Below are 24,833 nucleotides of genomic sequence, written 5' to 3' on the forward strand. Positions count from 1 at the left end.
TATCAACAAAATAATCAAATTTGAATTTATATTCCTGATGCTTATTGCAAATAAATGTCAAATAGCTTTTTAGCCATAGGAACAGCTAAATCACTACTACCACCTGAATTTTCAACAAGAATTGCAATAACAATCTGGGGATTTTCAGCTGGAGCAAAGCCAACAAACCACCCATGTGCATCCCCAGACGGATTTTCTGCCGAACCGGTTTTTCCTGCAATTTGATAATCATCAGAAGCACATTGTTTTGCAGTTCCACTCTTGACGACCTCTATCATATTATCGGTAATGATTCTAGTGAGTGATGCATCTAATAAAGTACCATGAACATTTGGCAGATAATTTTCCTCTACTTTACCCTTATTGTTTTCAATGTGGTCAATTAAATAGGGCTTCATAAGAATTCCACCATTTGCAATAGTCGAAACAATAAGTGCATTGTGCAATGGTGTGATTAATGTTTCTCCCTGGCCTATTACAGTTTCTGCCTTTTGAGCAGAATTATTCTTACTAGTAAGTTTAAAGCTGCTTTGTTCAAAAGGTAGTGGATACGGTAATGGTTTATTGAATAACAGCTGTTCTGTAAGCTTATTGAGCTCATCAATATCTAAGCCTTCACCTATAGTTGCAAAGGCCGTGTTACAAGAGACTGCAAAAGCTTCTATTAAAGACTCCTCACCATGTGCAATTCCATTATAGCAATGAATTACTTTTCCATCAAAATCATCTTTTCCTTCACAATTATATTTGAAATTATTTGAGGGGTTTTCTTTAAGGAATTCAATAGCTGTTAACACTTTAAAAGTGGATCCTGGTGGATACAATCCTTGAGTTGCACGATTAAGTAACGGTGAATTAGCTTCATCTTGTAATAAGTAATCCCAATTTAATACTAGCTCATTGGGATCGTAATCTGGTTTTGAGACCAAACATAAAATCTTTCCAGTGGAAGGCTCAATGGCTACTACCGCGCCCTTGTTATTCCCAAGCAATTCATAAGCTTTTAATTGCAAATCTTTATCTAAGGTCGCAACTATATTGTTACCGAAACTTTTTTTGTCTGTTAATTCGAATATAATCTGATCGTAAATTGACATATTAGACTGTAATAAATCTAGATCAGCCAAAGCCTCAATACCCGTTTTACCTTGATGACTATAGCCTACTATATGAGCAAAAGCATTTTTATAAGGGTAAACTCTATGTTCTTCACCATTATAGTCAACCGTTTCAGCAAGTACGTCACCGTTTCGATCAAAAATTTTTCCCCTAATGATATTCTGCTCTAAAATTGCAAGTCTAGGATTATAAGTATTAATGACAAGATTATCACTAGAAAAAACAACAAAATATGCTAGATTAAAAATAAGCATAGCAAATATCACTAAATAAACATATTTTATTTTGCTAAGTGCTTTCGTATTATTTTGAGAATTATCATTTTGTTGTTGTTTTACGTTTTCTATTTGCTTCTCTTGTATTAATTTCTTTATCTTCTTCATCTTCTTCATCCTCATCTCTAATATTTCCATTTAAATATACTCCTTGTAAAATGCCTAGCATAATACAGGAAGCTATCAAGGATGTTCCACCATAGCTTATAAAAGGAAGTGTAACTCCAGTGCTTGGGATAAATTTGGTGACTCCACCTATGATTAAAATTTGCTGAAAAGCTAAAATAATACTAATTCCTGCAGAAACTAAAAACGAAAAATGATCCTTTACTTCAATGGACATACGGATCGCAGTTAAGAAAAAAATCATAATTGTAGCGATTAAAAGTATTGAAAATAGATTTCCGAATTCTTCACTGATTGCAGAAAAAATAAAATCTGTCATAACAACGGGTATTTTATTTGGTAAGCCCTTTGTGAGCCCTGCGCCCAACCATCCACCTGCTCCAATCGCAAATAAAGATTGTGTTATTTGATATCCTTTATTATCAATATCTATCCAAGGATTTGCCCAAGCTTCAACTCTTACTCTAACATGAGCAAAAAATTTATAACCTATAAACGCAGCAACTGATCCAGCTGCTAAGCCCCCTAAGAAAAATACCGGTTGATTTGTTTCGATATAAACAAGTGTTATGTATAGTATTGAAAAGATTAGCGCTGTTCCTAAGTCTTTTTGGAATACTAAAAAAAGCACTAGCCCTGCAGTAAAAAAAGCAGAAATTAGCAACTTATTACGATTAAAGTTTTTTCTGAAAAAAGATGCAATAAATAAGACATAAAATATTTTCACGAATTCTGAAGGTTGAAAACTAAAGGTTCCAATTGTCATCCAATTTTTAGAACCATTGATTGTATCATTCACCAGCAATAACAATCCAATACTTAAGACCAAGTAAACCCATTCAAGCTTAGCTAAAAAAGTCATTTTATGAAATATTTTAGGTATTATTAACGCAACCACGTAACCTAGTAAAGCCATTCTAAATTGTCTCACACCATATCCAAAATCTAATCGCGTCAATATAATAAAGCTAATTTGTATGAAATACAAAGAAATATTCCAAAGTAACAAATTGGTACCATAATGAAGCTTTGAAATAATTCCCCATATAACCATAAAAAACAGTACTTGCTCAATATATAAAATAGTTAAATCTAACGTATTTTCCTTCGTTAAAACAATAATGATAAAGCCAACTAAATGTGATAATAAAATTGTCACTCTTTGAGCATTAAAATAAAAGTCTTTGTTATTATCATCATTACTGTACAAAGCCTTATTCAATTTAATGGAACTATAAAAAAAATAAAAACCGCATAAAAGAAAAAAATATCTCGTTATATCAATAAAGATAGCTACCATACTACACCTACTTTACGCCTCGAGTTAAGTGCCCACGAGTATAATTTTTTAAAGCATTGATTTTATCATAATCTTCAGTACTCATATTTTGGTTATTTAAGATTCCTATAGAATAATTCATTATTTCTCTTATATCCGATGGACTTTCATCTAAAAATTCAAGACGAAGATGTCCTATACCAATCGCCTTTAAGTCTTTATATTTATCTATTAACACTACTGGAAGTGAATTATATATCGTATTAAGACACATTTTACAATCCTTAAACACTTTAAAGATTATGTTTTTTCTATCCTTTAATTCATAAACGATATCTTCATTATTACAAGGCTTATTCATCGTTTTATTTAAGCATTGTGCAGTTACCATTAATGGTATGTAACCATAAATAACGATTTCTAATTCATTGTTACCTAGTAAAGATATTTCTTTCAGATTTAGCTCAGGGGAAATACAAAATCGTTTAATGGAGTGTTGATTCCAAAACTCAAAGGCAGCGTTGTTAAAAATATTTGCACTATAATCAAGTAATATTTCTCCGATGCCTTTCACCAACTCATAGGAATCAAGTGTTCTAATCATCATGCCTTGTATTGGTAATTTCTTAATTAAGTTCAGGGAATCCTTTATTTGCTTTGAATTTTCTTTTCGAATAATTTTAGGTAAAGCGATGTAAACTTTGATTGCCAATTCGTTACATTCTTCACTTATTTTTTTTATTTCATTTATTGAAAATTGACTTAGTTCTAAGTATAGATTGCTGACTGCATAACCTTTCACTATTTGATATTGTGCCATACTCCTAATTAAAACATTTATATTTACAGTATTTATAGGATTAACATTTTTTTTAGTGTTATACTTTGCTATCGTTGCTACACGTTTTGTAGATTGTAATATTTCGTTAATTAATATCTCGATGGCTTCTCTCCTTAATGCATTTAGCTCTTTAATGGAAAGGAAGATATTTTCATCAATCGTCAAATTAAGCTCGTTCATATAAATAGGATCGTTACCTGTTTTATTAAGTTGTGCAGCAATTTTATCTGCGCTCATTACGCTAGTGATTGCTTGTTCTACAATAACTCCCCATACTTTTGCAATGTGTTGTTTATAACTCATTGTCAATTGACACGGCTCCCCCACCTTCGCAGTAAACATCACTTTTACAGGTATCTTCTTATCTTTTTCTAATAATTCCTCTTGAATTCTCTTAGCAAGATGAACATCTGTTAGCTTATAAACAGGTGCACCTTGCCTAATGCCTTGCACATCAACATTTAAAGTATAAGGAGATGTCAAAATATTTTCCTTAGCAATAAAACTATAATTATCTGCATTTGATGTGGTAATTTCCAAACAATCACCTTGATTTACCTTATCCTCTAAGGATAAAGTGAAACTTTTATTATTCATAATTTTATCCACTTTACCAATTTTAATTCCTTGATGATTCGGTCTCGTGATACTGATCATGTCAATTCCATTTTTATTGAGAAAATAACCGCTTGAAAATCCACCTCTATTAAAAATTTGATGTACATCTAAAATATCTTGTTGATCAACATGATACTTTTCAGGATTAGATAAGAATGAATCTATATATTTTCGATAAATAGACGTTATTAAGGCAACATAATTAGCATTTTTCATTCTGCCTTCAATTTTAAAGGATCCAATTCCACTTTTAATTAATTGAGGAATAATTTCGAGTGTTTGAATATCTTTAGGGCTTAATAAAAACTTATTATTGGGAGTGTTTTGCAATTTACCACCATTATATAACTCATAAGGAAGCCTACATGGCTGAGCACAAGTTCCTCTATTACCACTTCTTCCTCCAATAAGGCTACTAAAGAGGCATTGACCCGAGTAACTATAGCACAATGCACCGTGAATAAAACATTCAATTTCAATCTTTGAATTATTTATAATATAATTAATTTCTTGCAATGAAAGTTCTCGGCTAAGTACAACTCGTTCAAATCCGAGATTTTCTAAGAAAATAGCACCCTCTAAGCTATGAATGGTCATTTGAGTACTACCATGAAGCGCTAATCGTGGAAAATACCGATGAACTGTTTGATATACACCAATATCTTGAATAATGAGTGCATCAATACCTTCTTGGTATAAAAAGTTTACTTGTTCTAAAAAGGTTTGCATTTCATTTTCTTTGATTAAGGTGTTTGCTGTATAGTATACCTTCACACCATGCAAGTGAGCAAAATCTATAGCTTTCGGTAGAGTATCATTTGTAAAATTTTCCGCATTGGCTCTAGCACCAAATTTTTCTCCGCCTAAATATACAGCATCACATCCCGCATGTATAGCCGCTGTTAATGCTTGATAAGAACCTGCAGGTGACAATAATTCAGGCTTGTTATAATTCATTCTACATAATCTCCTTGTATAAATAAAACCTCATTTAATATCTTTCACGATAAACACAAAGCTATTCATAAACTGAGTTTATGAATAGCCCTAATTGATAAAGTGTTCATTAATCTGCTTTTTCATGATCAAATATTTCAATATACTCATCTAATTCTGCTTTATAACTATCTATTTCAGTTTTTAATGCCTCAATTCTTTGGTTGAATTTTGATTTTTCACCATCAAGCTCTTCTAATTTAACTTGAAGACTAATAACATCTTGCTCTAAGTTGGTTATCGTATCATCTTTTGCTTTTATTATTTTTTCTAATTCTTCGATCTTAACTTTTGCTTTAAAAAAATCATCTGCAATATTAATATCTAATAAAATCGACATTAGTCGAGTGTTTAATTTCTTTGCATTGTCAGATTTTCGTATTTCTTCAAGCTTATTGTTGATATACAGTGCTACTCTTTGAATATACTCTTCGCTCTCTGTTCCTGCTAAAGTATAAACATTACCTCCAATAAGAACTGTCGTGTCATTTTTATGTGACATTCTGCCAAGCCCCCTTTGATTCCATATAATAAACATTATAACATATTACTTTGTCCTTTGAAAACACTTTTTGACCTACTATAAAATCATTACAGCATTTACCGCCTTATCTGGCATAAAATTCGTATTCCAATAAAGAATACACGAGGAGGATGTGCTTTTTACATTTGATATATCAGTAGTATGTTCATATTTAATTGCATGTTCTCTTTTTAGCTCTATCAAACTCATCTTAGCAAGTTTAGATATTTCATCTTCTTCGCCATATATGTAAAAAATATTGATTCCTTTTTGTAATTGATTCTCAATTACTCTTATTATGCCATTTCTTGTTTTACTAATAATATGATAGCTATCAACAATTAATTGATACTGACGTTTCGCTTTTTCGTGCTGGCCTAAAGTTGTTAGGAAATATTTTGTCTTCTTTGACTGGCTTTGTTCAATGATGATATATCCTAATTGGATCATATTAGAAATCAAACCATTGATGGTCCCTAAGGATAGATCCATGGCTTTTGCTAATTGTCTTTGACTTATTTGCTCATTTTCATTAATGTTCGTCAGTAACTGAAGCTCTTTATTCATAGCACCCACCTTTATCTATATAACCTCTTATCATGTTCGCAAAATGAACATACTTAAAATTTACATAATTCTTAAGAAAAAGTCAATACCTTTTAAACAGAATTTATATCTAATTGTCCTTCGTGGCTTTCAAAATAGGTTATTCCTAAATGCTTATAGCAATATGGAGTAACAATACGCCCTCTTGGTGTTCTATTGATAAGTCCTAATTGTAATAAATAAGGTTCATAAACATCTTCAACTGTATCTACCTCTTCGCAAATTGTTGCGGCTAAGGTGTCTAAGCCAACAGGACCTCCATTGTATTTTTCAATCATGGTTAAAAGCATTTTTCTATCATTTTTATCAAGTCCTAAAGTATCAACCTCTAATAAATTTAGTGCACTATTTGCAACATCTTTGGTAATAATACCATCAAACTTTACCTGCGCAAAATCCCTTACTCTTTTTAGTAATCGATTTGCAAGCCTTGGTGTGCCTCTTGATCGTCTAGATATTTCATTGGCTCCGTCTACATCTATTTTAACACCAAGTACCTCTGAAGAACGGATTATGATTTCTTTTAGCTCCTCAGGAGTGTAAAATTCCAATCTATGAATTACTCCAAATCTGTCTCTTAAGGGTGCTGACAAAAGACCAATTCTGGTAGTAGCACCTACTAATGTAAATTTAGGTAGGTCTAATCGTATGGATTTAGCAGAGGGGCCTTTTCCAATCAGTATATCTATAGAATAATCCTCCATTGCAGGATACATAACCTCCTCAACTTGACGGTTTAGTCTATGTATTTCATCAATGAAAAGAAGATCTCCTTCTTGTAAATTGTTTAGGATTGCTGCCATTTCCCCAGGCTTTTCTATAGCTGGTCCTGATGTAACCTTTACATTCACGCCCATCTCATTGGCCACAATATTAGCTAAAGTAGTTTTTCCAAGCCCTGGCGGTCCATATAAAAGCACATGATCTAGAGATTCTTTACGCATTTTGGCAGCATCTATAAATACCTTGATATTGTCTTTGGCCTTAGTTTGTCCAATATAATCCTTCAGAAGCTTTGGTCTTAAAGACGTCTCTATACATATATCCTCAGGTATAAACTCTGTAGTGATGGTTCTCTTATTCATATATAATGTCTCCTTCGCCAATTCTTATAAACGAGCCAATTGCTTTAAAGCATGTTTTAAAATGTCTTCAACCTGATCAGCTCCACTAAGTCCTTTCGTAGCCTTCACTGCTTCAGTATTTGAATACCCTAAAGAGATGAGCGCAGCAATCGCCTCATGTAAACTATCATTGCTATCAAAGCTCGATGAATATGCTTGTGCTTCTTTACTAATTGTATCTCCATAATCTTTTAGCTTAAGCTTATCTTTTAGATCAATAATTAGTCTTTGAGCAGTCTTCTTACCAATACCTGGCGCCTTAGAAATTGCAATATCATCACCGGTTACTACAGCAAAACGCAATGCATCAGGTGTAAGTGCTGATAGAATTGCAAGTGCACCTTTTGGTCCTATACCATTCACTGTTAAGAGTAACTTAAATACATTAAGGTCATCATTGGTTAAAAACCCATATAGAAGCATAGCATCTTCTCTTACGTATAAATAAGTATAAACCTTAACCTCATCACCTATAGGGGGTAATTGAGAGATTATGGATAGTGGTATCTTTACTTCGTAGCCCATATTATTGAAATCGATGACGATTCTATCTTCACCCACCGTGTCTAACGTTCCTTTTATGTAAGCAATCATATTCGTTTGCTCCTTTGTTATTGACTATGAATGCATTCATTTTAGTCAAATTGTATTTATCTGTTTTCTCATTAAGAACATTTGTTCTGCAATACAATAATTATACTGAAAAAAGTCAATATATACAAGTAAAGATTTTTATCAATAATATATATTTTTATCTGTAATAATCAAATCCATGGGTACATCATAAGAATGTGTTGGAATTTCATCAACTATTTGACTTTCATACGCCAATGCAATTGATTTATGATATTGATTATTTTGTAAATAACGATCATAAAAACCAGCACCATAACCTAAACGATTTTTCGAACGATCAAAAGCGATTCCTGGAACGATAAAGATTGAACATTGGTTAGGTTTTGCTTCTTCTATTATATTTCTTGGCTCTAATAAATCAAATTTCCCGAGAACTAGTTCCTCTAAAGAACAAATATAATAAAATTTCATGATTCCCTTGTGAAATGTTTTAGGAACTGCAATTCTTTTGCCTTCTGCCAATGCTTTTTCAATCATTCCTAAAGTATCAACTTCGTTTTTGATTCCTACATATGAAAAAAGTTCATCACTATTTTTATATAGGTCAGTTTGAATAAATTTAGACATAATTTGATAACTTAAGGTAGATACTGTCTTAAGTGAAAGTTGATTTCTTTGAAATAAGCATTTTTTCCTCAATAAGTTTTTATCCATATCGTATAAACCTTTTAAAATGAATTTTATTTATTTTTTTCTTTTTAGTGGTTTCACATTTCCATCAAGATCTTGAACTTTGATTGTACCTAAGGTACCTCTGAAATTTTTCGAAACCAATGCAACATATTCCTTTCGGAGTTGTGCCTGTTCTAATACTTCTGCTTCTGTTAAGCCTGTTTCTTTTTGTTTTTTATAAAGTGCATTAATACGATCTAATTTATTTTGTTCCATTTCGAGACCTCCAAATAAAAATACGAATTATATTTTATTACCATGGTTTTCATAAGTGAAAATGAATTTTTTACAGATATAATTGAGATAATAATAGCATTAAGTAAAACTAAAAATCAATGAAATCAGGTGATTAATTTGAAGTCTATGCGTAATTTAGTCCTTATTATAGCTGTAATGTTATTGTGTTCATGTACCAAAATAGGTTCTGAAGAAAAATCAAGTAAAGAAAGTAGTGAAACAGTTTTGCTTGCAGCTAAGATCGATTTGTTTAATTCAACAGAAAAGCTAATAGAAAAAATTTATACAAAAAAGTACATTGAACTATATGACTCGTTAAAAGAAATATATGAATTATCTAATAAAGCAAATTTAGTATCTGAAAAGACGGATGCCTCTGCAAATAAATATATTCAAAATTTAAATCAACTATCTGAAGATATTTACAATGAAGCCAACAAACAAAAAAGCGATGAGATATACTACGCATATGAAAAGTCTCAACTCACGATCATATCAAGCGTAGCATCTGGTGGTGATAAGAAACAAGAGAGCTCAGGCGGTGAGTCATCCGGTGGTGGATCAAAAGAAGGCTCTGGCGGTGGTGATACCTCCGGCTCTTCAAGTGGTGGAGAATCTTCAGGAGGTGGTGGCGAGGAAAAACAAGAGCAACCACAAATTGTTATTCCTCAAGAAGAAGCTCTGAAAAAATATCCCGAAATAATTTTTACGGAACAAGACAAAAAAATTCTAGATTTAACAGTGGATTTATTAGGCTATATTTCAAAAGTTAGTTTAGAATCAGACAAAGAGAACCCTACGACAATTTCAAATAGGGAAAAGTATTTATTGTATAAAATCACTACATTATCTAAACTAAATGAATATCGCGAAGCAAGTGATTTGGTATCTGAAGCTCAAAACAATTGGGACGCTCTATATATTAAGGTACAAGAAGAGAACAAACAGGATGCAGCTACAATAAATGCACTCTTGAAAAATATAAAAACATCTGTAGATAAAAAAAATCCAGTTGCTATAGAGCTTCAGACAAAAATAGCAATCAAACTTTTAGAAAACCTATCAACTAAAAGCAAGTAATCTTAGGAATAAAAAATAGTTCCAATAGGTTCTTGTCTCATGATTTTATAAATAACATGATCGGTTTCAGAATTGGCTATAATCGTATCAATGCCAAATTCATTCGCAAGTTTAGCCGCCTGAATTTTAGTAGTCATACCACCTGTACCTACTTTGCTCAGGGCTCCCGAAGCCATGCTTTCTATATCTTCATTAATTTTATGTACTTCATAAATAAGCTTTGCTTCTGGGTTAGTTCGTGGATCACTATCAAATAAACCATCAATATCAGATAAGATGATCAATAGGTCTGCTCCTATTAGACATGCTACAATCGCAGATAGGTTATCATTATCTCCAAATTCAATTTCTTCAGTAGAGACTGTGTCATTTTCATTTACGATTGGGATAGCGCCTAATTCTAACAAAGCCTGAAAGGTGTTAATTGTATTATTCTTTCTACCTTCATGCTCCAGTAAATCTTTGGTAATTAAAATCTGACCTACCGTTTTATTGTATTCTCTAAATAATTTTTGGTATATCATCATTAGAGAAGCTTGTCCTACTGCTGCTACAGCTTGTTTATCAGATAAACTTTCAGGTCTTTTTTTCATATTTAAAGCGCTAATTCCGACTGCAATAGCGCCTGAAGATACGAGTACTACTTCTTTACCGGAATTTTTCAGATCAGCAATTTGTCTAACAAATAATTCCATCTTAGAAATGCTAATGTGACCCGTCTCCTTGTGTGTCAATGAAGATGATCCGATTTTTATCACTATTCGTTTTTTAACTTCTAATTTATTTCTAGCATCCATAACTTTACCTCGCAAAATATTTTGTTATTCATCAATTATCTAATCTATTTTACACTAAAGTAGTTGTGTTATCAAGAGAATAGTAATGATACGGTTTATCCTTTAGACGCAAGCTGTTCTGCAATTTTAATTCCGTCCATAGCTGCTGACATAATGCCACCAGCATAACCTGCACCTTCTCCACAAGGATATAAGCCTTTAATGCTACTTTCGAATTGTTCATTTCGCAGAATTCTTACTGGTGATGAGGATCTTGTTTCAACGCCAGTTAGTATTGCATCTGAATGAGCGAAGCCTTTAATTTTCATGTCAAATTCGAGAACACTTTCTTTGATTGCTTCAGTTACAAAGTGAGGTAAACAATCATTTAAATTAGCAAAAGTATATTGACCTTTAAGGCATGGAGTAATTGATCCAAGACTAGTAGTTGGCTCATTATTTAAGAAATCAGACCATAGTTGGAGGGGCATTTTATAGTTGGAACCTCCAAGTACAAATGCCATAGACTCCCACTTTCTCTGATATTCAATACCGGCGAGTACGTCGGTGCTTTCAAAATCTTCTGGGGTGACATTTACTAGAATAGCGCTATTTGCATTGTTGCTATCTCGTTTAAAATAACTCATTCCATTTGTGACAATATGTCCTGGTTCAGAGGATGAATTAACTACATAGCCACCTGGGCACATACAAAAGGTATAAACACCTCTGCCTGATTTGGATCTATGGGTTAATTTATAATCTGCTACGGGTAGATTTGGGTGTTTGTATTGGTCACCAAATTGGTTTTTTGAGATCATTTCTTGTAAGTGTTCAATTCTAAGACCAATTGCAAAAGCCTTTGCTTCCATTGGAATATTTTGTTCTTTAAGCTTAGTGAAAGTATCTCTTGCGCTGTGGCCGATAGCTAAAACAACATTGTCTGAATGTAGTTTTTCTAATTCATTAATGACTACACCGGTTATTTGATTATTTTCGATTATTAGGGAAGTTACTTTGCTATTAAAACGCACCTCTCCACCTAAACGCTCAATTTTTTGTCGAATTTTTTTAACAACCTTAATGAGATTGTTTGTACCAATATGAGGTTTGTTCATAAATTTAATTTCATCAGGTGCCCCTGCTTCCACAAATTCCTCAAAGATTTTTTCTCGCCTAAAAAATGAATCTTTTACTTGAGTGTTAAGCTTTCCATCTGAATACGTGCCTGCTCCACCTTCACCAAATTGAATATTTGATGCTTCATTTATAATTCCTTTTTCAAAGAATAGATTTACATCCTTAATCCGTTGATCTACATCTTGACCTCTTTCTAGAACAATAGGATTATAACCATTTTCAGCCAATATAAGAGCACAGAAAAGACCAGAAGGTCCGCTTCCTATAATAATTGGTCTAGATGCCAATGGTTTTTTTGTAGTTGGAAAAGTATAATGCTCTTCGGTAGTATACATAATACTATTACCGTCAACCACTCCATTTTTTGGTGTTTCTTTTAATTCAACCTCTACTGTATAAACAATGTATATAGACTGTTTTTTTCTTGCATCAATCGATTTTTTTACAATTACATAATGATTGATTTCTTCCATTGGAATCCTTAGTAAATCGCATATTCTCTGTTCTAATTGCTCGGGACTATGATCTAATTTTAATTTAATTTGTTGAATTCTTATTCTTTTCATTTATTACTCCTCTAAAGCTGCATTTTTTCCGGCAACAGCACCTGAACTCCAAGCCCATTGTAGGTTATAACCACCGCATATACCATCAACATCCAATATCTCACCACATAAATAAATACTCTTAGCTTTTTTTGATACTAAGTTATTAATATTTACTTCACTTAGTTTAACTCCCCCAGCTGTAACCTGAGAGTTATTCCAATCTTGGGTTCCAGTAACCTTCATAGATACATTTTTTAAACATTGCACAATTCTTTTTCTTTCTTCTTTAGTAATATCTCCAGCTTTTTTTGAGGCAGATATTTCTGAAGATTTTAATATTGGCATAATTAAACGATTGTTTATAAAGCCAATTAAGGTATTTTCAGCACTCTTGGTAGGCATAATAGAAAACCTATTGGTCAACAATACATCTAACTGTTCTATTGATTGTTCCGGAATTAAATCTATTAGTACATATGTATCAAGGTGATTTTCATAATAATAGGAAGCATCTCTACTAATTTGCAATACTGGAGGACCAGAAATACCATAATCAGTAAATAAAATTTCGCCTCTCTCCTCTTTAATTAGCTCATTTTGATCATTTAAAAGCTGTACAGTACCTATTACTTTGGTTCCTTTGAGTTGTTTTAAATAAGGATAATCTGTCTGTAGCTGAACTAAGGAAGGAAAGGTTTGTTTAATCGTGTGTCCAAATGATTTTGCTAGTTCAAACCCACTTCCATTTGATCCTAAATCAGGACAAGATTTCCCCCCAGTTGCAACAATCAATTTGTTGCAGTAGTACTTACTATTATCTGTCAATACCTTAATGTTATCACCAATTTCTATTGCATTAACCTGTTCATCACAACGAATATCAACCTTTAATCTTTCTAGTTCTAATAACAATACGGATACAACTGAGCTTGCTTGATCTGACCTTGGATATAACCGTCCTTCTTCTTTCTCCACAACATCTATCCCTAATTCTGAAAAGAAGCCAAGGGTTTTTTCAACATCAAATTCACTTAAGATTTTACTTAAGAAGTTTTGATCTTCTCTAACGCTATAGTAATGTTGTATTGCTACATTCTTATTTGTTAGATTACAACGACCATTTCCAGTTGCTAATATCTTTCGCCCAATTTTATCCTTGCGTTCTAATATTGTAACTTTAGCACCTAGCCTAGCAGCAAAAATCGCAGCGACCATACCAGATGCGCCGCCACCTATAACGATTATTTTTGATTTTCCCATGTTTTCCTCTTTCATGGCATCATAACCATTAACTTGAATAATTTTCTAATATACGAATCAACTCTTCATCGCCGTATACTAGTATACCATCTTTTAACTTTTCTCGTTCCTCAGGAGACAATATATTAATTGGTGTATCTAAGATCTCTCTTAAATAATGATCTTTATTCATATGAATAAACTCTACAAAATAAAGAGCTTCTTCATCACTATGATATTTACCAACAGCCACTGCTTCTTGGAAGGCTATTTCAAAGGCTTCAGTATAATCATAAAAAACTGCCATTTTACCTTCGAACTCTCTAATAATATAATATCCCTTAGAATCTCTCTCATTGATACTCTTTCGGAGCACTACCTTATCAGAAGAGAAAGAAATCAATTGCCAATCAGTATAATATGCTTCTAATTGATTTCTTGTCATATCAATCAGATAGTAAGGTGGTTCACACTCATCAGTTACCAATTTATCATCCATTGTATAATAGTATTGGTATACTATTCTAGTTGAAGGGGATATTCTAGATAGTTTTAACGTATCAGCTTGTATTGCCATGCTTGTATCAGCCTTATCATCTAATTCATCTTCGTAAGTTACTGGTTGTTCAAAATCATCTGATTTGTTTTCACCATTTAACAAAATCAATGAAGTGATTTCATACGATAAAACTACCGCAAGCACAATACCTAATAATATTAACGGTACATACATTTTTTTAGCCATATCAAACCCTCCTTAAAGGTTTTGATAGTATTATTTACCGTTTTATTAGGGAATATACATTAATTTGAAATACTCCGTTTAAATTATATCATTTTTAATTTTTTAAGAAGCTTCAATATTTTATAACCTTTAGGAAAATCAACAATTTCTTTTTCGGTGATGCCTTTTAGTTTTAATAGTATAATAATATATACCAGCATGCTTATTATGATAGAAATTAGAGTAGCTGCTGTATTACTACCTGATAAAATACCTATTAAATAATACGAAATATAACACGTAACTCCCATTAAAGCGGCTGCAGTAATTGGGATTAATACAGTTCTTTGTAAATCAAGCTTTAAAGGTATGTGTTTATTAATTACATATAAATTCAATCCAGCATAAACTGCAGAAAATATAATGTTTGCAATAACAGCACCATAAACGTTTAAGTTGAAAACAAACAATAACACAATATTTAAAAGAACTTTCAGCAATAATGCTAAGGAAGATGTCCATATTTGTATTTTCAACTTACCTAAGCCTTGCAAAATACCAACTGATACTGTTGATAGTCCAAAAAACACTATAGATAGTGCTGCGACTTGAAGAAGCTTTGCTGCAAGATCAAGGTTTCCACCTGTAAACAGCATATCAATAATAGGTTTGGCCAATACAAATTCTCCAACTGCCGCAGGTATTACAATCAAAATAGTACCACGAATTGCAGCTTCTATTTTATTTCTAATATCATCCGTATTACCATTTACTACAGCAGCGGAAATACTTGGGATACTAGCCATAGCAAGTGATGCTGCTATGGTTACTGGCAAATTGATAAGTAATTGATTCTTCGTAGTATATAGTCCAAATAATTTCGTTGCATCTAATACTACTCCACCATGAAATACAATGGCTTTTTTAAACATAACCATATCAACTATTGAAGCAAAATTCAGAATCGCAGTCCCAATTATAATGGGTATTGATACTGTTAAAATAAGTTTCCAATAAAAAAAGATATTTTTTTTCTTAAAATTGCTAATGTCTTTTTTAAGGTTCTTTTTGAAGATCTTACGCCTTGCTAGTTTATACACAAAAAGTAATAGCAACAGTGCAGACAGAGCGCCAATACCTGTTCCTAATTCTCCACCAGCTGCTCCATATTCCAACCCTTTTTTTACTAAAACAGAAGCCAATATAAGACTAAATGCGGCATTAAAAATCTGCTCAAGTATTTGGGATATCGCCGTGGGAACCATTGTATTCATACCTTGAAAATAGCCTCTGAACACCGAAAGCACAGAAAAAATCAATAATGCAGGAGCTGTTGCCTTAATAGCAAGGGCAGCCTTTGGATGATCCCCTCCTATAACTGCTAATGTATCTGCTCCAAACCATAAAATGATTGAAAATAGAATACCTAGTATTAAGCCTAATGATAATGCGGATTTAAAAATAGCCTGAACTTCCTTGAACTTTTTTTCGGCCAATCTTTCAGAGACAAGCTTTGAAATAGCAATTGGAAATCCATATGTTGAAATCATCAAAAAGAATGTATATATGATAAATGCACTACTATAGTAATTATTTCCTTCATCAGTCAATATATTATTTAAGGGTATTCTATAGAAAAACCCAATCATTCTTACAATCAATGCAGCGACTGCTAAAATTGAGCCTTGTAATACAAGGCTATTTTTTCTTCTCTTACTAGTATTCACATCCAAACCTTTGCACCTCAATCATGTATTATAATAAATTAAATTTGTATGGTAATAGTTCAGATACTTTTAATACCAATATTTCTTTCCCATTATCAAAAATCGCTTCACCCTCATGCATAAATTCCCCCAATACCTGACGACAGATACCACATGGGTAAGTATGTTCATTCGAAGAGCTTACAACTGCAATTTTATCAAATTCCATTTCTCCTTCTGATATAGCCTTAAATATTGCTGTTCTCTCAGCACAGTTTGTAGCACCAAAGGAAGCATTTTCAATATTACAACCTCTATATACCTTACCACTCTTCGTTAATAGTGCGGCACCTACTTGAAATTTCGAATAGGGCACATACGCAAATTTCATTGCTATTTTAGCTTCATGGATTAAGTCTTGATTTGTCATACTATCTCCTTATTCATAAGTAATTTGATCTTCTTTATGAGATGGAAAAACGGCAATCCATGTTTTTCCTTTATTTAACAATAATTCAGAACCGTCTTCATTATAATACTTTGTAGGAGACTCATGAGAAGTCTTTTCCCAGGTTATTGGTATTACCTTAGCATTACTTATGTAGTAACCTGTACCAGTCGCAATTAAGTCCATATCTAGCCTTCCTTCAGTATCACCCGATATACGCCATATATCAACTAATTGTATAATAATATTTTTGAATTTTAGTTGTTCATTTGTTTCAACATCAATTTGCTCTTCATTAAATTGAAATCTATAGTACAGACCTTCCGTATCGTTATATTCAAACCATGGTTGATTATAAGACGAATATGGCAAGGACACCACCTTTGCATTTACTAATGTCTCAGGTGTGTAATCTTCTTCGCTAAAGGTAAATTTACTTTCAATTTCAGTATTCAGTTCTTTTCTATATTCTTTTTTATCCCAACCAGCCATGAGTCCTTCATAGCTCGTATATGTACTATGTGGTCGAACCCGTTCAGGATCCTGAAAACACATAATCGTATCTAACCAAGATAGTCCATTTAAATTAGGAGCACCTAAATTACTGATAGCAATATCTGCTTGTGGGCTTTGACCATAATGTACATAAATTGCGTCAAAGTCAAATGCAAAATCTAAGAAGTAATGCCTTGCACTTCTTATAGGGCCAATTTTTTCCGCATCAAAATCTTGAAATACTGCAAACAATCTACAAATATCCCCTTCAACTAAGGTTTCATATATAATATCAGCTTGTCCAATTCCACTTTGAGGTTGTGCCGCCTTTAAGTTGTTAATCATTATTCCAATCGGTCTGCGAAGTGCAGCTTCTTTACTAATATAAAGACCTGTTAATGGATTTATAGCATCGTTATCATGATTAATCACTTCTTCTTCTACTACATTATCTTCTTCAGCTTTTACCTCAACGGCAATTAAGGGTTTGATTTCCTTTTTGCAAGCAGTAATGGTAAAAATCAACATCAACATCATTAGTATAACCCATGTTTTTTTCATCATGCTTTTACTCCTTAGGTGTATTTATCGAAGTTGGAATATCTTTGGCAAATATAACAATAAAAAGACACAAATAGCACCAAATGCAGCAATTAGTGTCGCTCCAGCAGCAATATCCTTTGCATATTTGGCAATTTCATTGTATTTATCTCCACAAACCATATCGATTGCATATTCAACTGCTGTATTTAACATTTCAGTAGTAAAAACAACCGTAATGGTAAACACAATCATGATCCATTCAATCAATTCGAATTTGAGTATTAATGCAAATACAACAGCAAGAATTGCTGATACACAATGCAATTTTATATTTCGTTCTGTTTTGAATGCTTGAAAAATACCACTAAAAGCATTTCTAAAGCTATCTTTTAGAAGTCTGTTTTTCATCTGACAAGGCCTACTTTTTCTAATATATTTTCTTGGATTTTAAACATTTGTTCTGATTCATATTCATCAATATGATCATAACCAAATAAATGAAGCATGCTATGAACTATTAAAAATCCAAGCTCTCTTTCAAGGGAATGGTTATAAGCTTCAGCTTGTTCAATTACTTTTTCTATTGAAATTACGATATCGCCTAGTACCAATTCATTCGTATCCAAATTGAAGTATTCACTATCATCTACTTCATCAACAAAGCTAAAATCACTTGGGTCATCATATTCTAACAATGGAAAGGATAAGACATCTGTTGGTGTGTCAATGTCTCTATGCTCCTTATTCATTTTTCTGATTTCCTCGTTATTAACAAAGATCATACTTACTTCCACATCAAAGGGACATTTTTCATGAGTAAGACATTCTGCAACAGTTTTATGAATTAGCTCTGTATATTTTTCATTTAATTCAAAGCTTGTATCATTTGTAATTATTATGGACATATAAGTACCTCGTTTCCGAAAAATTTTGATTCATCGTTTTCATTACTATTTTATACTTTTATTGTGATTACTGTCAAGATTTGTTGAGATTAGTTATTCATCGCTTCGTGCTTTTCATATGCTTCAACTATCTTTTGAACCAATGGGTGCCGTACTACATCTTTGTTTGTTAGGTGTACAATGCCAATTTCATTAATTGGATTTAACACCTGAATCGCTACTTCAAGGCCTGATAATTTGTCTGGTGGCAAATCCTTTTGCGTTAAGTCACCAGTAATGACTGCCTTAGATCCAAATCCAATTCTGGTTAAAAACATTTTCATTTGTGCAGGAGTGGTGTTTTGTGCTTCATCAAGAACGATAAATGCATGGTCTAAAGTACGACCCCTCATATAAGCCAATGGAGCGACTTCTATCAAACCTTTTTCCATATTTCGAAGAAAGCTCTCAGTACCCATGATCTCGTACAGAGCATCATATAGTGGACGCAAGTAAGGATCAACTTTGCTTTGCAAATCGCCAGGTAAAAAACCTAGCTTTTCACCAGCTTCAATTGCTGGTCTCGTTAATATGATTCTGTTCACTTCATTGCGTTTAAATGCCGTAATTGCCATAGCCATTGCCAAATAAGTTTTCCCTGTACCAGCCGGACCAACTCCTAGAACAATCATTTTTTCTTTTATATAATCTATATATTGTTTTTGACCTAAAGTTTTTGGCCGAATAAATTTCCCATTTGTTGTTGTACAAATAAAACCCTCACTAATTTGATCAGCTTTTTCTTTTTCGTTTTTAGATAATCCTAAGTAATATTCAATACTTGCAGTAGTGATCTCGATACCTTTCTTAGCAACATCTATTAATCCTATCAAAGCTTTTTCCGCAATTTCTATTTTATCCTCATTACCAGAAATTTTAACTTCGTTACCCCTGTTTACAATGGTTACATTTAGGGAGTCTTCAATTAGTTTTATGTTGCAATCAAAGCTTCCAAAAACTTGTAACATGATGTCATGGGGTATCTCCATCTTCTTCTGTAAAATACTCATTATATTCCTGCCTCCGTATAGTCTCATCAAAAAATTTTATATCGCCATTTTTTTCAATTACATAAATGGAACCTGATGCAATGAACGACTTTTTATCTTCTTTAAATATTACATCATTAGAGAGTATTTGTATATTATTTTCTTCAAGTTTTTTCATGTGTAAAATTAAGCGCTGTGTTAATATTTCTTTTGCTTGTTCAGGTGAATAGACTTTTTCTACCTCTTCAAATGGCATATATGTTGTAGTGGTAAAATAAATGGGCAAATAGAAATTTTTAATAGGTTCTATTTGAGTTTGTTTTTCAACTGTATCATAGCGAAATGCTTTCATATTTGGCTTTAGAACATTAATTTTAAAATGAAAGAGTTGAAATGCCTTATCTTTTTTTTCTTTTTCCTTAATATATTGCTTATCAATATATTGGTATTCAAGAGTATCTGAATAAGGATGCTTAGTCCTTATAAATATATCAGCATCCGAATGAGTAAATTCGACTGCTTTTATTTCAGTTAATTCTTTGATTTCTAGCGTTCCACTTACTAAAATCGCATCTTTTTCTACTTCATCTCCTTGCTTAACCAATGGTGTTCCTGTTCGAGTTATAATTGACACAACCGTTCCTTTCTTTGTGGCAATCATATCACAGGGCTTTTTATTGTCTACTATGATTTCTGATTCCACACCTTCTCTAATATGTATAATAAGCTTAGTTCCAACCAATTCACTACTTACCCACATCGTTTTATTAAAATGAGACAAGAGTTGATCATCTAGTTCAGAACATTTGATTTTCGGCTTCAAACTGCCAATCGTGATATTTTGTTGTGCCAGATATGCAGTGATTTCTTCATTTGTATAGTTGAGATTTCCATCTATTTCAATTCTCCATACAAAAAATGATAATAAGATAACAGACGCAATGCTAAATAGTAATCCATAAAAGAAATATTTTCTTTTTTTAACCCTTAAAAACTTAAAAGGCAATCCAACCTTTTCTAATATTTTCACACGGCATTTCGTTTTTTTGGCTATAGGTGATAACATAAAAAAAGCCTTTCCACTAATACAAAAAACATAACCTTCAGAAATCTTTCTTACATTCCAGATATAAATGTTTTTGTTTGCACAAAGATTAATAAATCTTTCCGGTGAATATCCTCGAACTTGTATGACAACATATCCTTGCATATATTTCCATAATGATAGGATCATAACAACCTCCTAATGAATTAATAATTTATTTCAACAATGGATCCTATCACTTTTATTTCTTCATTCGTAAGATATGTAATATTAAAGTTAGATCCTTTAAACTCAATGACACCATTTTTTGTGAGTATTTTGATATAATCGTTTGTATATTCGACAATTCCCTTGTAGTTTTCTATGATTGCTTCTCTCTTACCAGTCAAAGTAATAATGGCTTCTCCTAATACTACATCTTTGGGTACTTCAAATATTTCGGTGAAATTAATTTTGTTTTTCTTTTTATTTGCTTTTTTCTTCATGGCAAGCCCCCTTCATATGTTCTATTACAGTTTATTAATTTGAAAGGGGAAATATGAATTTGAAGGGGGGATATGGTTAGTATGTTAAGATGGTAGAATAGCTGAGTATTATCTAAGCCGTTCAGAATTCATACTCGTATTATAATTTTGGTATTCACAATATTGTGCATACACGAATAAAAGCTATCGAATTCATCGATAGCTTTTATTATCTATGCCAATACTTTTCTTACTATTTGACTTACAAGTTTGTTATCAGCTTTTCCGCTTACTTTGGCGACGACAGCAGACATCACTTTACCCATGTCCTTTTGTGTTGTGATACCTAATTCTTCAACTGTTTGCTGTACGATTACAGTAATCTCTTCTTCCGATAACTGTTGTGGTAGATATTCCATAAGCATTTCAATTTCTTGTTTTAGCTCAGAAATTAGATCTTCTCTTCCACTTTTCTCATACTCGGGCAATGCAGCCCGGCGCTTTTTTAGTTGTGAAGCTATTATTTGAATAACTCCATCATCAGATAGCTCAACATGGTCATCTTTTTCCACTTGAAGTACCGCGGTGCGTATAGACTGAACTGTATTTTTACGTAAGGTGTTTTTTTCTCTCATGGCATTTTTTAGCTCTTCAAATAACTGTTCTTTTAATGACATTGCTTAATCATCCTCACGAAAATTAGTAACGACGTTTTCTAGCCGCTTCTGATTTCTTTTTACGCTTTACGCTTGGTTTTTCGTAATGTTCTCTTTTACGAATCTCCTGCATGATACCCGCTTTAGCACAATTTCTTTTAAATCTTCTAAGAGCACTATCAAGGGTTTCATTGTCTCTAATAACCACATTTGACATAGCCAATTCAACCTCCCTCCAGTTGTAATTAGTGCTGGCCTACAACTTCGGAGAATAAATTTTAGCACTATTATAAATTATATCATATTTCTCGGATTCGTCAATACATTTTTGTCTTTTGATTTAGATTATTTTAATGGGATGTAAAACTCGTTATTTTCAAGGCTATAATTATAGCCCTCTAAGTATGTCATTAAGTGGTCTATTGTATATGTTTTTGCAAATTCAAGTCTCTTAATGTCATATTGTGGCATGGTCAAACTCTGATTACTTATCTTCTCTAATGCTTCTACTACTGGAAGAATACCAATTACTTCTTTGCTCCAATAAGTATAAGTAGGAACTATGGATATTCCTTCTATTGTTGCCTTTTGATTATCAATTTTTTTGAAGTCTAACCCCATAATAACGCCTAAATCCTTGTTGACTCCTGGTTCATGCATTTGGGAGGAAATAAAGTTTCCTAAGGAATAAATAACAAGGCCTTGTTCTACTGTACCATCTGCTCTACTATTTTCACGGAGTTCAATCGGTTGTAGTACATGTGGATGGCTTCCCAAAATAATATCTGCTCCCGATTCAAACAGAGCATTAACAAGATTCTCTTGATATGAATTCGGAAGTTCAGTGTATTCATTTCCAAAATGTGGCATTACAACTACAAAATCCGGATTTAACTCAGAAGCTTTTTTCACAAGTTCGCACATTTGTTTTTCTTTTTCTGGTTCGAACATGTCTAAGGAATTAATTATATATTCATTACCTTCTGATGGAACAAATCCATTCATTGCATATGTAAAGCTTACAAAGGCGAATTTTAACCCATTTATATCTACAATTTGGGTTTGATCCGCTTCCTCCTTGGTTCTATAGGTACCTACGTGTAGAAGTTCGTTTTTGTCTAATATATCTAGTGTTCTAGAAAGTCCAACTTCTTTACTATCTAAGGAATGATTGTTTGCGGTAGTAAGCAAATCAAAACCAGCTGCTTTTATGTTCTGAGCAGCAATATCAGGAGTACAGAAGCACGGGTAACCACTATAACCTGCAACTCGTTCCTCAACATTGAAATCATATGCACCGTTAGGACCACCAAAGGTTGTTTCAAGATTCCCGATCGTATAATCAGAATCCGTTAAATAGCTCTGTACGTGAACAAAGGTATCTTCAAATTGGAATAATCCTGTCTGACTATCATATGATCTAGTTAATTGATTACTGTGAAACATAATATCGCCTACTGTTTTAAGTGTTACCAATTGAATTTTAGGTTCAGTAGGTATTGTAGTTGTTTCCTCTTGCTCGCTTACTGCATCCTCACTTATTACCTCTACAGCCTTGTTATTACATGCAGAAAAAACGAACATGACTATTAATATAATAAAATATAGATATCCCTTTTTTAACATAAGCTTACTCCATGCAAAAGTATTTTAATAACATATTATTATTCCGTAATAGAATTACACTTACTACATATCCTTCATTTAAACAATAATATATTATCATATCTTCTTTGTAATTACAAATAAATTTTAATTTACATGCACTTTGAACTAGGTGGAACATAAATAAGTGCTGTGCTTTTAAATCTTCAATACTGAAAACTTATACATCGTAGTCTGATCGTAGGTCTCTGAAGGTTTGAGTGTTTTGGAAGGCACTAATTCAAAATTAAGAGAGTCTGGATAATATTGAGTTTCTAAACATATACCGCTTCTAGGTTGAATTGAGATATGATCATATGCTTTCATTTCTGTAGTTAAAAAATTTCCAGTATAGCATACCAAACATTTTTCGTTTGTTAAAACAGATAATTTTCTTCCACTATCTTTATGTACCAAGGTAATTTGAGGTTTATTTGATCCATTTAAAACAAATGGATGGTCGTAACCTTTTCCATTCTTAATTTGTTCATCCTCCAAATCTATATCTTGTCCTACTGCTTTCGCTAGTCTAAAATCAAAAGGTGTTCCTTCTACATTGCTAATATCGAAAGGAATCAAATTTGCGCTGATTTTAACAAACTGATCTGCTGCTATATGTAGCTCATGATCTAGTATCGTAGTTGACAAGTCACCTGATAAATTAAAATATGTGTGATTTGTTAATGTTATAGGTGTTTCCATATCCGTGTTAGCTAAATAACGAATGGTTAATTCATTTTCATTGTTCCATTTATAAATTACTGTCATATCTAAGTTACCTGGATAGCCTTCTTCTAAGTGCTTGCTTACGTAATTCAAGGATAATCCTATACAATCTCTCTCAATGAGTTCCTTAGCACTCCAAATCACTTTATCGAAGCCTTTTAACCCACCATGCAAATTATGATTTCCATTATTTTTGTTTAGCTTGTAAATTGTTTCATCTATTTTAAATTCAGCATTATTTATCCTTCCAGCTGTCCTTCCAGTAATACAACCAAAGTAAGGAGAATTTTCTTCATAATTTTTTATGGTAGTATGTCCTAATACGATGTTTTCAACTACGCCCTCTTTATCAGGAATATTTATTCCACAAATGATACCTCCATAATTTAATATACTTACGGAATAACCAAAATCATTCGTCAAAGTATATCTTTTTACTTCTTGCCCACTATTTGTTATTCCAAAAAAATTCACTTCGTTCTTCATGCCATACCTCTCATCTAAATATTTTTTAGAGCAATACGCTTTAAATACTTCTACTAAATTTTGTGTATTTAGAAATACATACACCAATCATTACAACTATTAAAGCAATTATAACACTAACAGAAATG

The 24,833-nt window shown here is 32.5% G+C and carries 26 protein-coding genes; 1 reads left to right on the forward strand and 25 read right to left on the reverse strand.

Going from position 1 to position 24,833, the window contains the following annotated elements:
* Positions 1–41: 41 nt before the first annotated feature.
* The 9 genes from CVU84_04180 to CVU84_04220 all read right to left on the reverse strand — a co-directional run bounded on the left by CVU84_04180 (position 42) and on the right by CVU84_04220 (position 9,031).
* A complete protein-coding gene (locus tag CVU84_04180; protein PKM96002.1) occupies positions 42–1,532 on the reverse strand; it encodes a peptidoglycan glycosyltransferase in 1,491 nt (496 codons plus the stop codon).
* The gene (locus tag CVU84_04185; GenBank protein PKM96003.1) at positions 1,438–2,820 is read right to left on the reverse strand and encodes an FtsW/RodA/SpoVE family cell cycle protein; all 1,383 of its coding nucleotides are present in this window, start codon (positions 2,818–2,820) and stop codon (positions 1,438–1,440) included. Before CVU84_04185 ends, CVU84_04180 begins: the two co-directional genes overlap by 95 nt.
* A 7-nt stretch (positions 2,821–2,827) precedes the next feature.
* Positions 2,828–5,215 (reverse strand): peptidase U32, encoded by a 2,388-nt coding sequence (locus CVU84_04190; GenBank protein PKM96004.1) that lies wholly within the window; start codon positions 5,213–5,215, stop codon positions 2,828–2,830.
* Between the two features lie 109 nt (positions 5,216–5,324).
* Entirely contained in the window at positions 5,325–5,792 is a 468-nt protein-coding gene (locus tag CVU84_04195; GenBank protein PKM96005.1) for a cell division protein ZapA, read from the reverse strand.
* A 42-nt stretch (positions 5,793–5,834) separates the two neighbouring features.
* The gene (locus CVU84_04200; protein PKM96006.1) at positions 5,835–6,344 is read right to left on the reverse strand and encodes a hypothetical protein; all 510 of its coding nucleotides are present in this window, start codon (positions 6,342–6,344) and stop codon (positions 5,835–5,837) included.
* Between the two features lie 92 nt (positions 6,345–6,436).
* Complete coding sequence (locus CVU84_04205; GenBank protein ID PKM96007.1) at positions 6,437–7,468, reverse strand: Holliday junction branch migration DNA helicase RuvB; 1,032 nt, start codon at positions 7,466–7,468, stop codon at positions 6,437–6,439.
* 24 nt (positions 7,469–7,492) lie between these two features.
* On the reverse strand, positions 7,493–8,101 hold the full coding sequence (locus CVU84_04210) for a Holliday junction branch migration protein RuvA (GenBank protein ID PKM96008.1): 609 nt from the start codon (positions 8,099–8,101) through the stop codon (positions 7,493–7,495).
* A 141-nt stretch (positions 8,102–8,242) separates the two neighbouring features.
* Entirely contained in the window at positions 8,243–8,797 is a 555-nt protein-coding gene (locus CVU84_04215) for a 5-formyltetrahydrofolate cyclo-ligase (GenBank protein ID PKM96009.1), read from the reverse strand.
* Between the two features lie 30 nt (positions 8,798–8,827).
* Positions 8,828–9,031: a DUF896 family protein gene (locus tag CVU84_04220; GenBank protein ID PKM96010.1), complete on the reverse strand. Its 204-nt coding sequence runs from the start codon at positions 9,029–9,031 to the stop codon at positions 8,828–8,830.
* 138 nt (positions 9,032–9,169) lie between these two features.
* Between CVU84_04220 and CVU84_04225 the strand changes: the two genes are divergently transcribed.
* Entirely contained in the window at positions 9,170–10,132 is a 963-nt protein-coding gene (locus CVU84_04225; protein ID PKM96011.1) for a hypothetical protein, read from the forward strand.
* A gap of 2 nt (positions 10,133–10,134) precedes the next feature.
* Here the strand turns inward: CVU84_04225 and proB are convergent, their stop codons facing one another.
* The 16 genes from proB to CVU84_04305 all read right to left on the reverse strand — a co-directional run bounded on the left by proB (position 10,135) and on the right by CVU84_04305 (position 24,705).
* On the reverse strand, positions 10,135–10,929 hold the full coding sequence (gene proB / locus CVU84_04230) for a glutamate 5-kinase (protein ID PKM96012.1): 795 nt from the start codon (positions 10,927–10,929) through the stop codon (positions 10,135–10,137).
* A gap of 95 nt (positions 10,930–11,024) precedes the next feature.
* The gene (locus tag CVU84_04235) at positions 11,025–12,614 is read right to left on the reverse strand and encodes an FAD-dependent oxidoreductase (GenBank protein PKM96013.1); all 1,590 of its coding nucleotides are present in this window, start codon (positions 12,612–12,614) and stop codon (positions 11,025–11,027) included.
* A 3-nt stretch (positions 12,615–12,617) separates the two neighbouring features.
* Positions 12,618–13,871: an aminoacetone oxidase family FAD-binding enzyme gene (locus CVU84_04240; GenBank protein PKM96014.1), complete on the reverse strand. Its 1,254-nt coding sequence runs from the start codon at positions 13,869–13,871 to the stop codon at positions 12,618–12,620.
* A 13-nt stretch (positions 13,872–13,884) separates the two neighbouring features.
* On the reverse strand, positions 13,885–14,580 hold the full coding sequence (locus tag CVU84_04245) for a hypothetical protein (protein PKM96015.1): 696 nt from the start codon (positions 14,578–14,580) through the stop codon (positions 13,885–13,887).
* 83 nt (positions 14,581–14,663) lie between these two features.
* The gene (locus tag CVU84_04250) at positions 14,664–16,292 is read right to left on the reverse strand and encodes a polysaccharide biosynthesis protein (GenBank protein PKM96016.1); all 1,629 of its coding nucleotides are present in this window, start codon (positions 16,290–16,292) and stop codon (positions 14,664–14,666) included.
* 22 nt (positions 16,293–16,314) lie between these two features.
* Entirely contained in the window at positions 16,315–16,695 is a 381-nt protein-coding gene (locus CVU84_04255; GenBank protein ID PKM96017.1) for a cytidine deaminase, read from the reverse strand.
* Between the two features lie 9 nt (positions 16,696–16,704).
* Complete coding sequence (locus tag CVU84_04260; protein ID PKM96018.1) at positions 16,705–17,772, reverse strand: DUF3048 domain-containing protein; 1,068 nt, start codon at positions 17,770–17,772, stop codon at positions 16,705–16,707.
* Between the two features lie 21 nt (positions 17,773–17,793).
* Entirely contained in the window at positions 17,794–18,159 is a 366-nt protein-coding gene (locus tag CVU84_04265; GenBank protein PKM96019.1) for a UDP kinase, read from the reverse strand.
* Positions 18,156–18,656 carry an rRNA maturation RNase YbeY gene (locus tag CVU84_04270; GenBank protein ID PKM96020.1) on the reverse strand — a complete coding sequence of 167 codons (501 nt, stop codon included), beginning with the start codon at positions 18,654–18,656 and terminating at the stop codon, positions 18,156–18,158. Before CVU84_04270 ends, CVU84_04265 begins: the two co-directional genes overlap by 4 nt.
* 89 nt (positions 18,657–18,745) lie before the next feature.
* The gene (locus tag CVU84_04275) at positions 18,746–19,705 is read right to left on the reverse strand and encodes a phosphate starvation-inducible protein PhoH (GenBank protein PKM96021.1); all 960 of its coding nucleotides are present in this window, start codon (positions 19,703–19,705) and stop codon (positions 18,746–18,748) included.
* A complete protein-coding gene (locus tag CVU84_04280) occupies positions 19,668–20,918 on the reverse strand; it encodes a hypothetical protein (protein ID PKM96022.1) in 1,251 nt (416 codons plus the stop codon). Before CVU84_04280 ends, CVU84_04275 begins: the two co-directional genes overlap by 38 nt.
* A gap of 17 nt (positions 20,919–20,935) precedes the next feature.
* The gene (locus CVU84_04285; GenBank protein PKM96023.1) at positions 20,936–21,214 is read right to left on the reverse strand and encodes a sporulation protein; all 279 of its coding nucleotides are present in this window, start codon (positions 21,212–21,214) and stop codon (positions 20,936–20,938) included.
* A 212-nt stretch (positions 21,215–21,426) separates the two neighbouring features.
* Complete coding sequence (locus CVU84_04290) at positions 21,427–21,870, reverse strand: aspartyl-tRNA amidotransferase (protein ID PKM96024.1); 444 nt, start codon at positions 21,868–21,870, stop codon at positions 21,427–21,429.
* Positions 21,871–21,892: 22 nt separating this feature from the next.
* The gene (locus CVU84_04295) at positions 21,893–22,066 is read right to left on the reverse strand and encodes a 30S ribosomal protein S21 (GenBank protein ID PKM96025.1); all 174 of its coding nucleotides are present in this window, start codon (positions 22,064–22,066) and stop codon (positions 21,893–21,895) included.
* A 128-nt stretch (positions 22,067–22,194) separates the two neighbouring features.
* Positions 22,195–23,475 carry a capsule biosynthesis protein gene (locus CVU84_04300; protein PKM96026.1) on the reverse strand — a complete coding sequence of 427 codons (1,281 nt, stop codon included), beginning with the start codon at positions 23,473–23,475 and terminating at the stop codon, positions 22,195–22,197.
* 177 nt (positions 23,476–23,652) lie between these two features.
* Complete coding sequence (locus CVU84_04305) at positions 23,653–24,705, reverse strand: galactose-1-epimerase (protein PKM96027.1); 1,053 nt, start codon at positions 24,703–24,705, stop codon at positions 23,653–23,655.
* Between the last annotated feature and the right edge of the window lie 128 nt (positions 24,706–24,833).

The sequence above is a fragment of the Firmicutes bacterium HGW-Firmicutes-1 genome (assembly GCA_002841625.1).
GTDB lineage: Bacteria > Bacillota > Clostridia > Lachnospirales > Vallitaleaceae > HGW-1.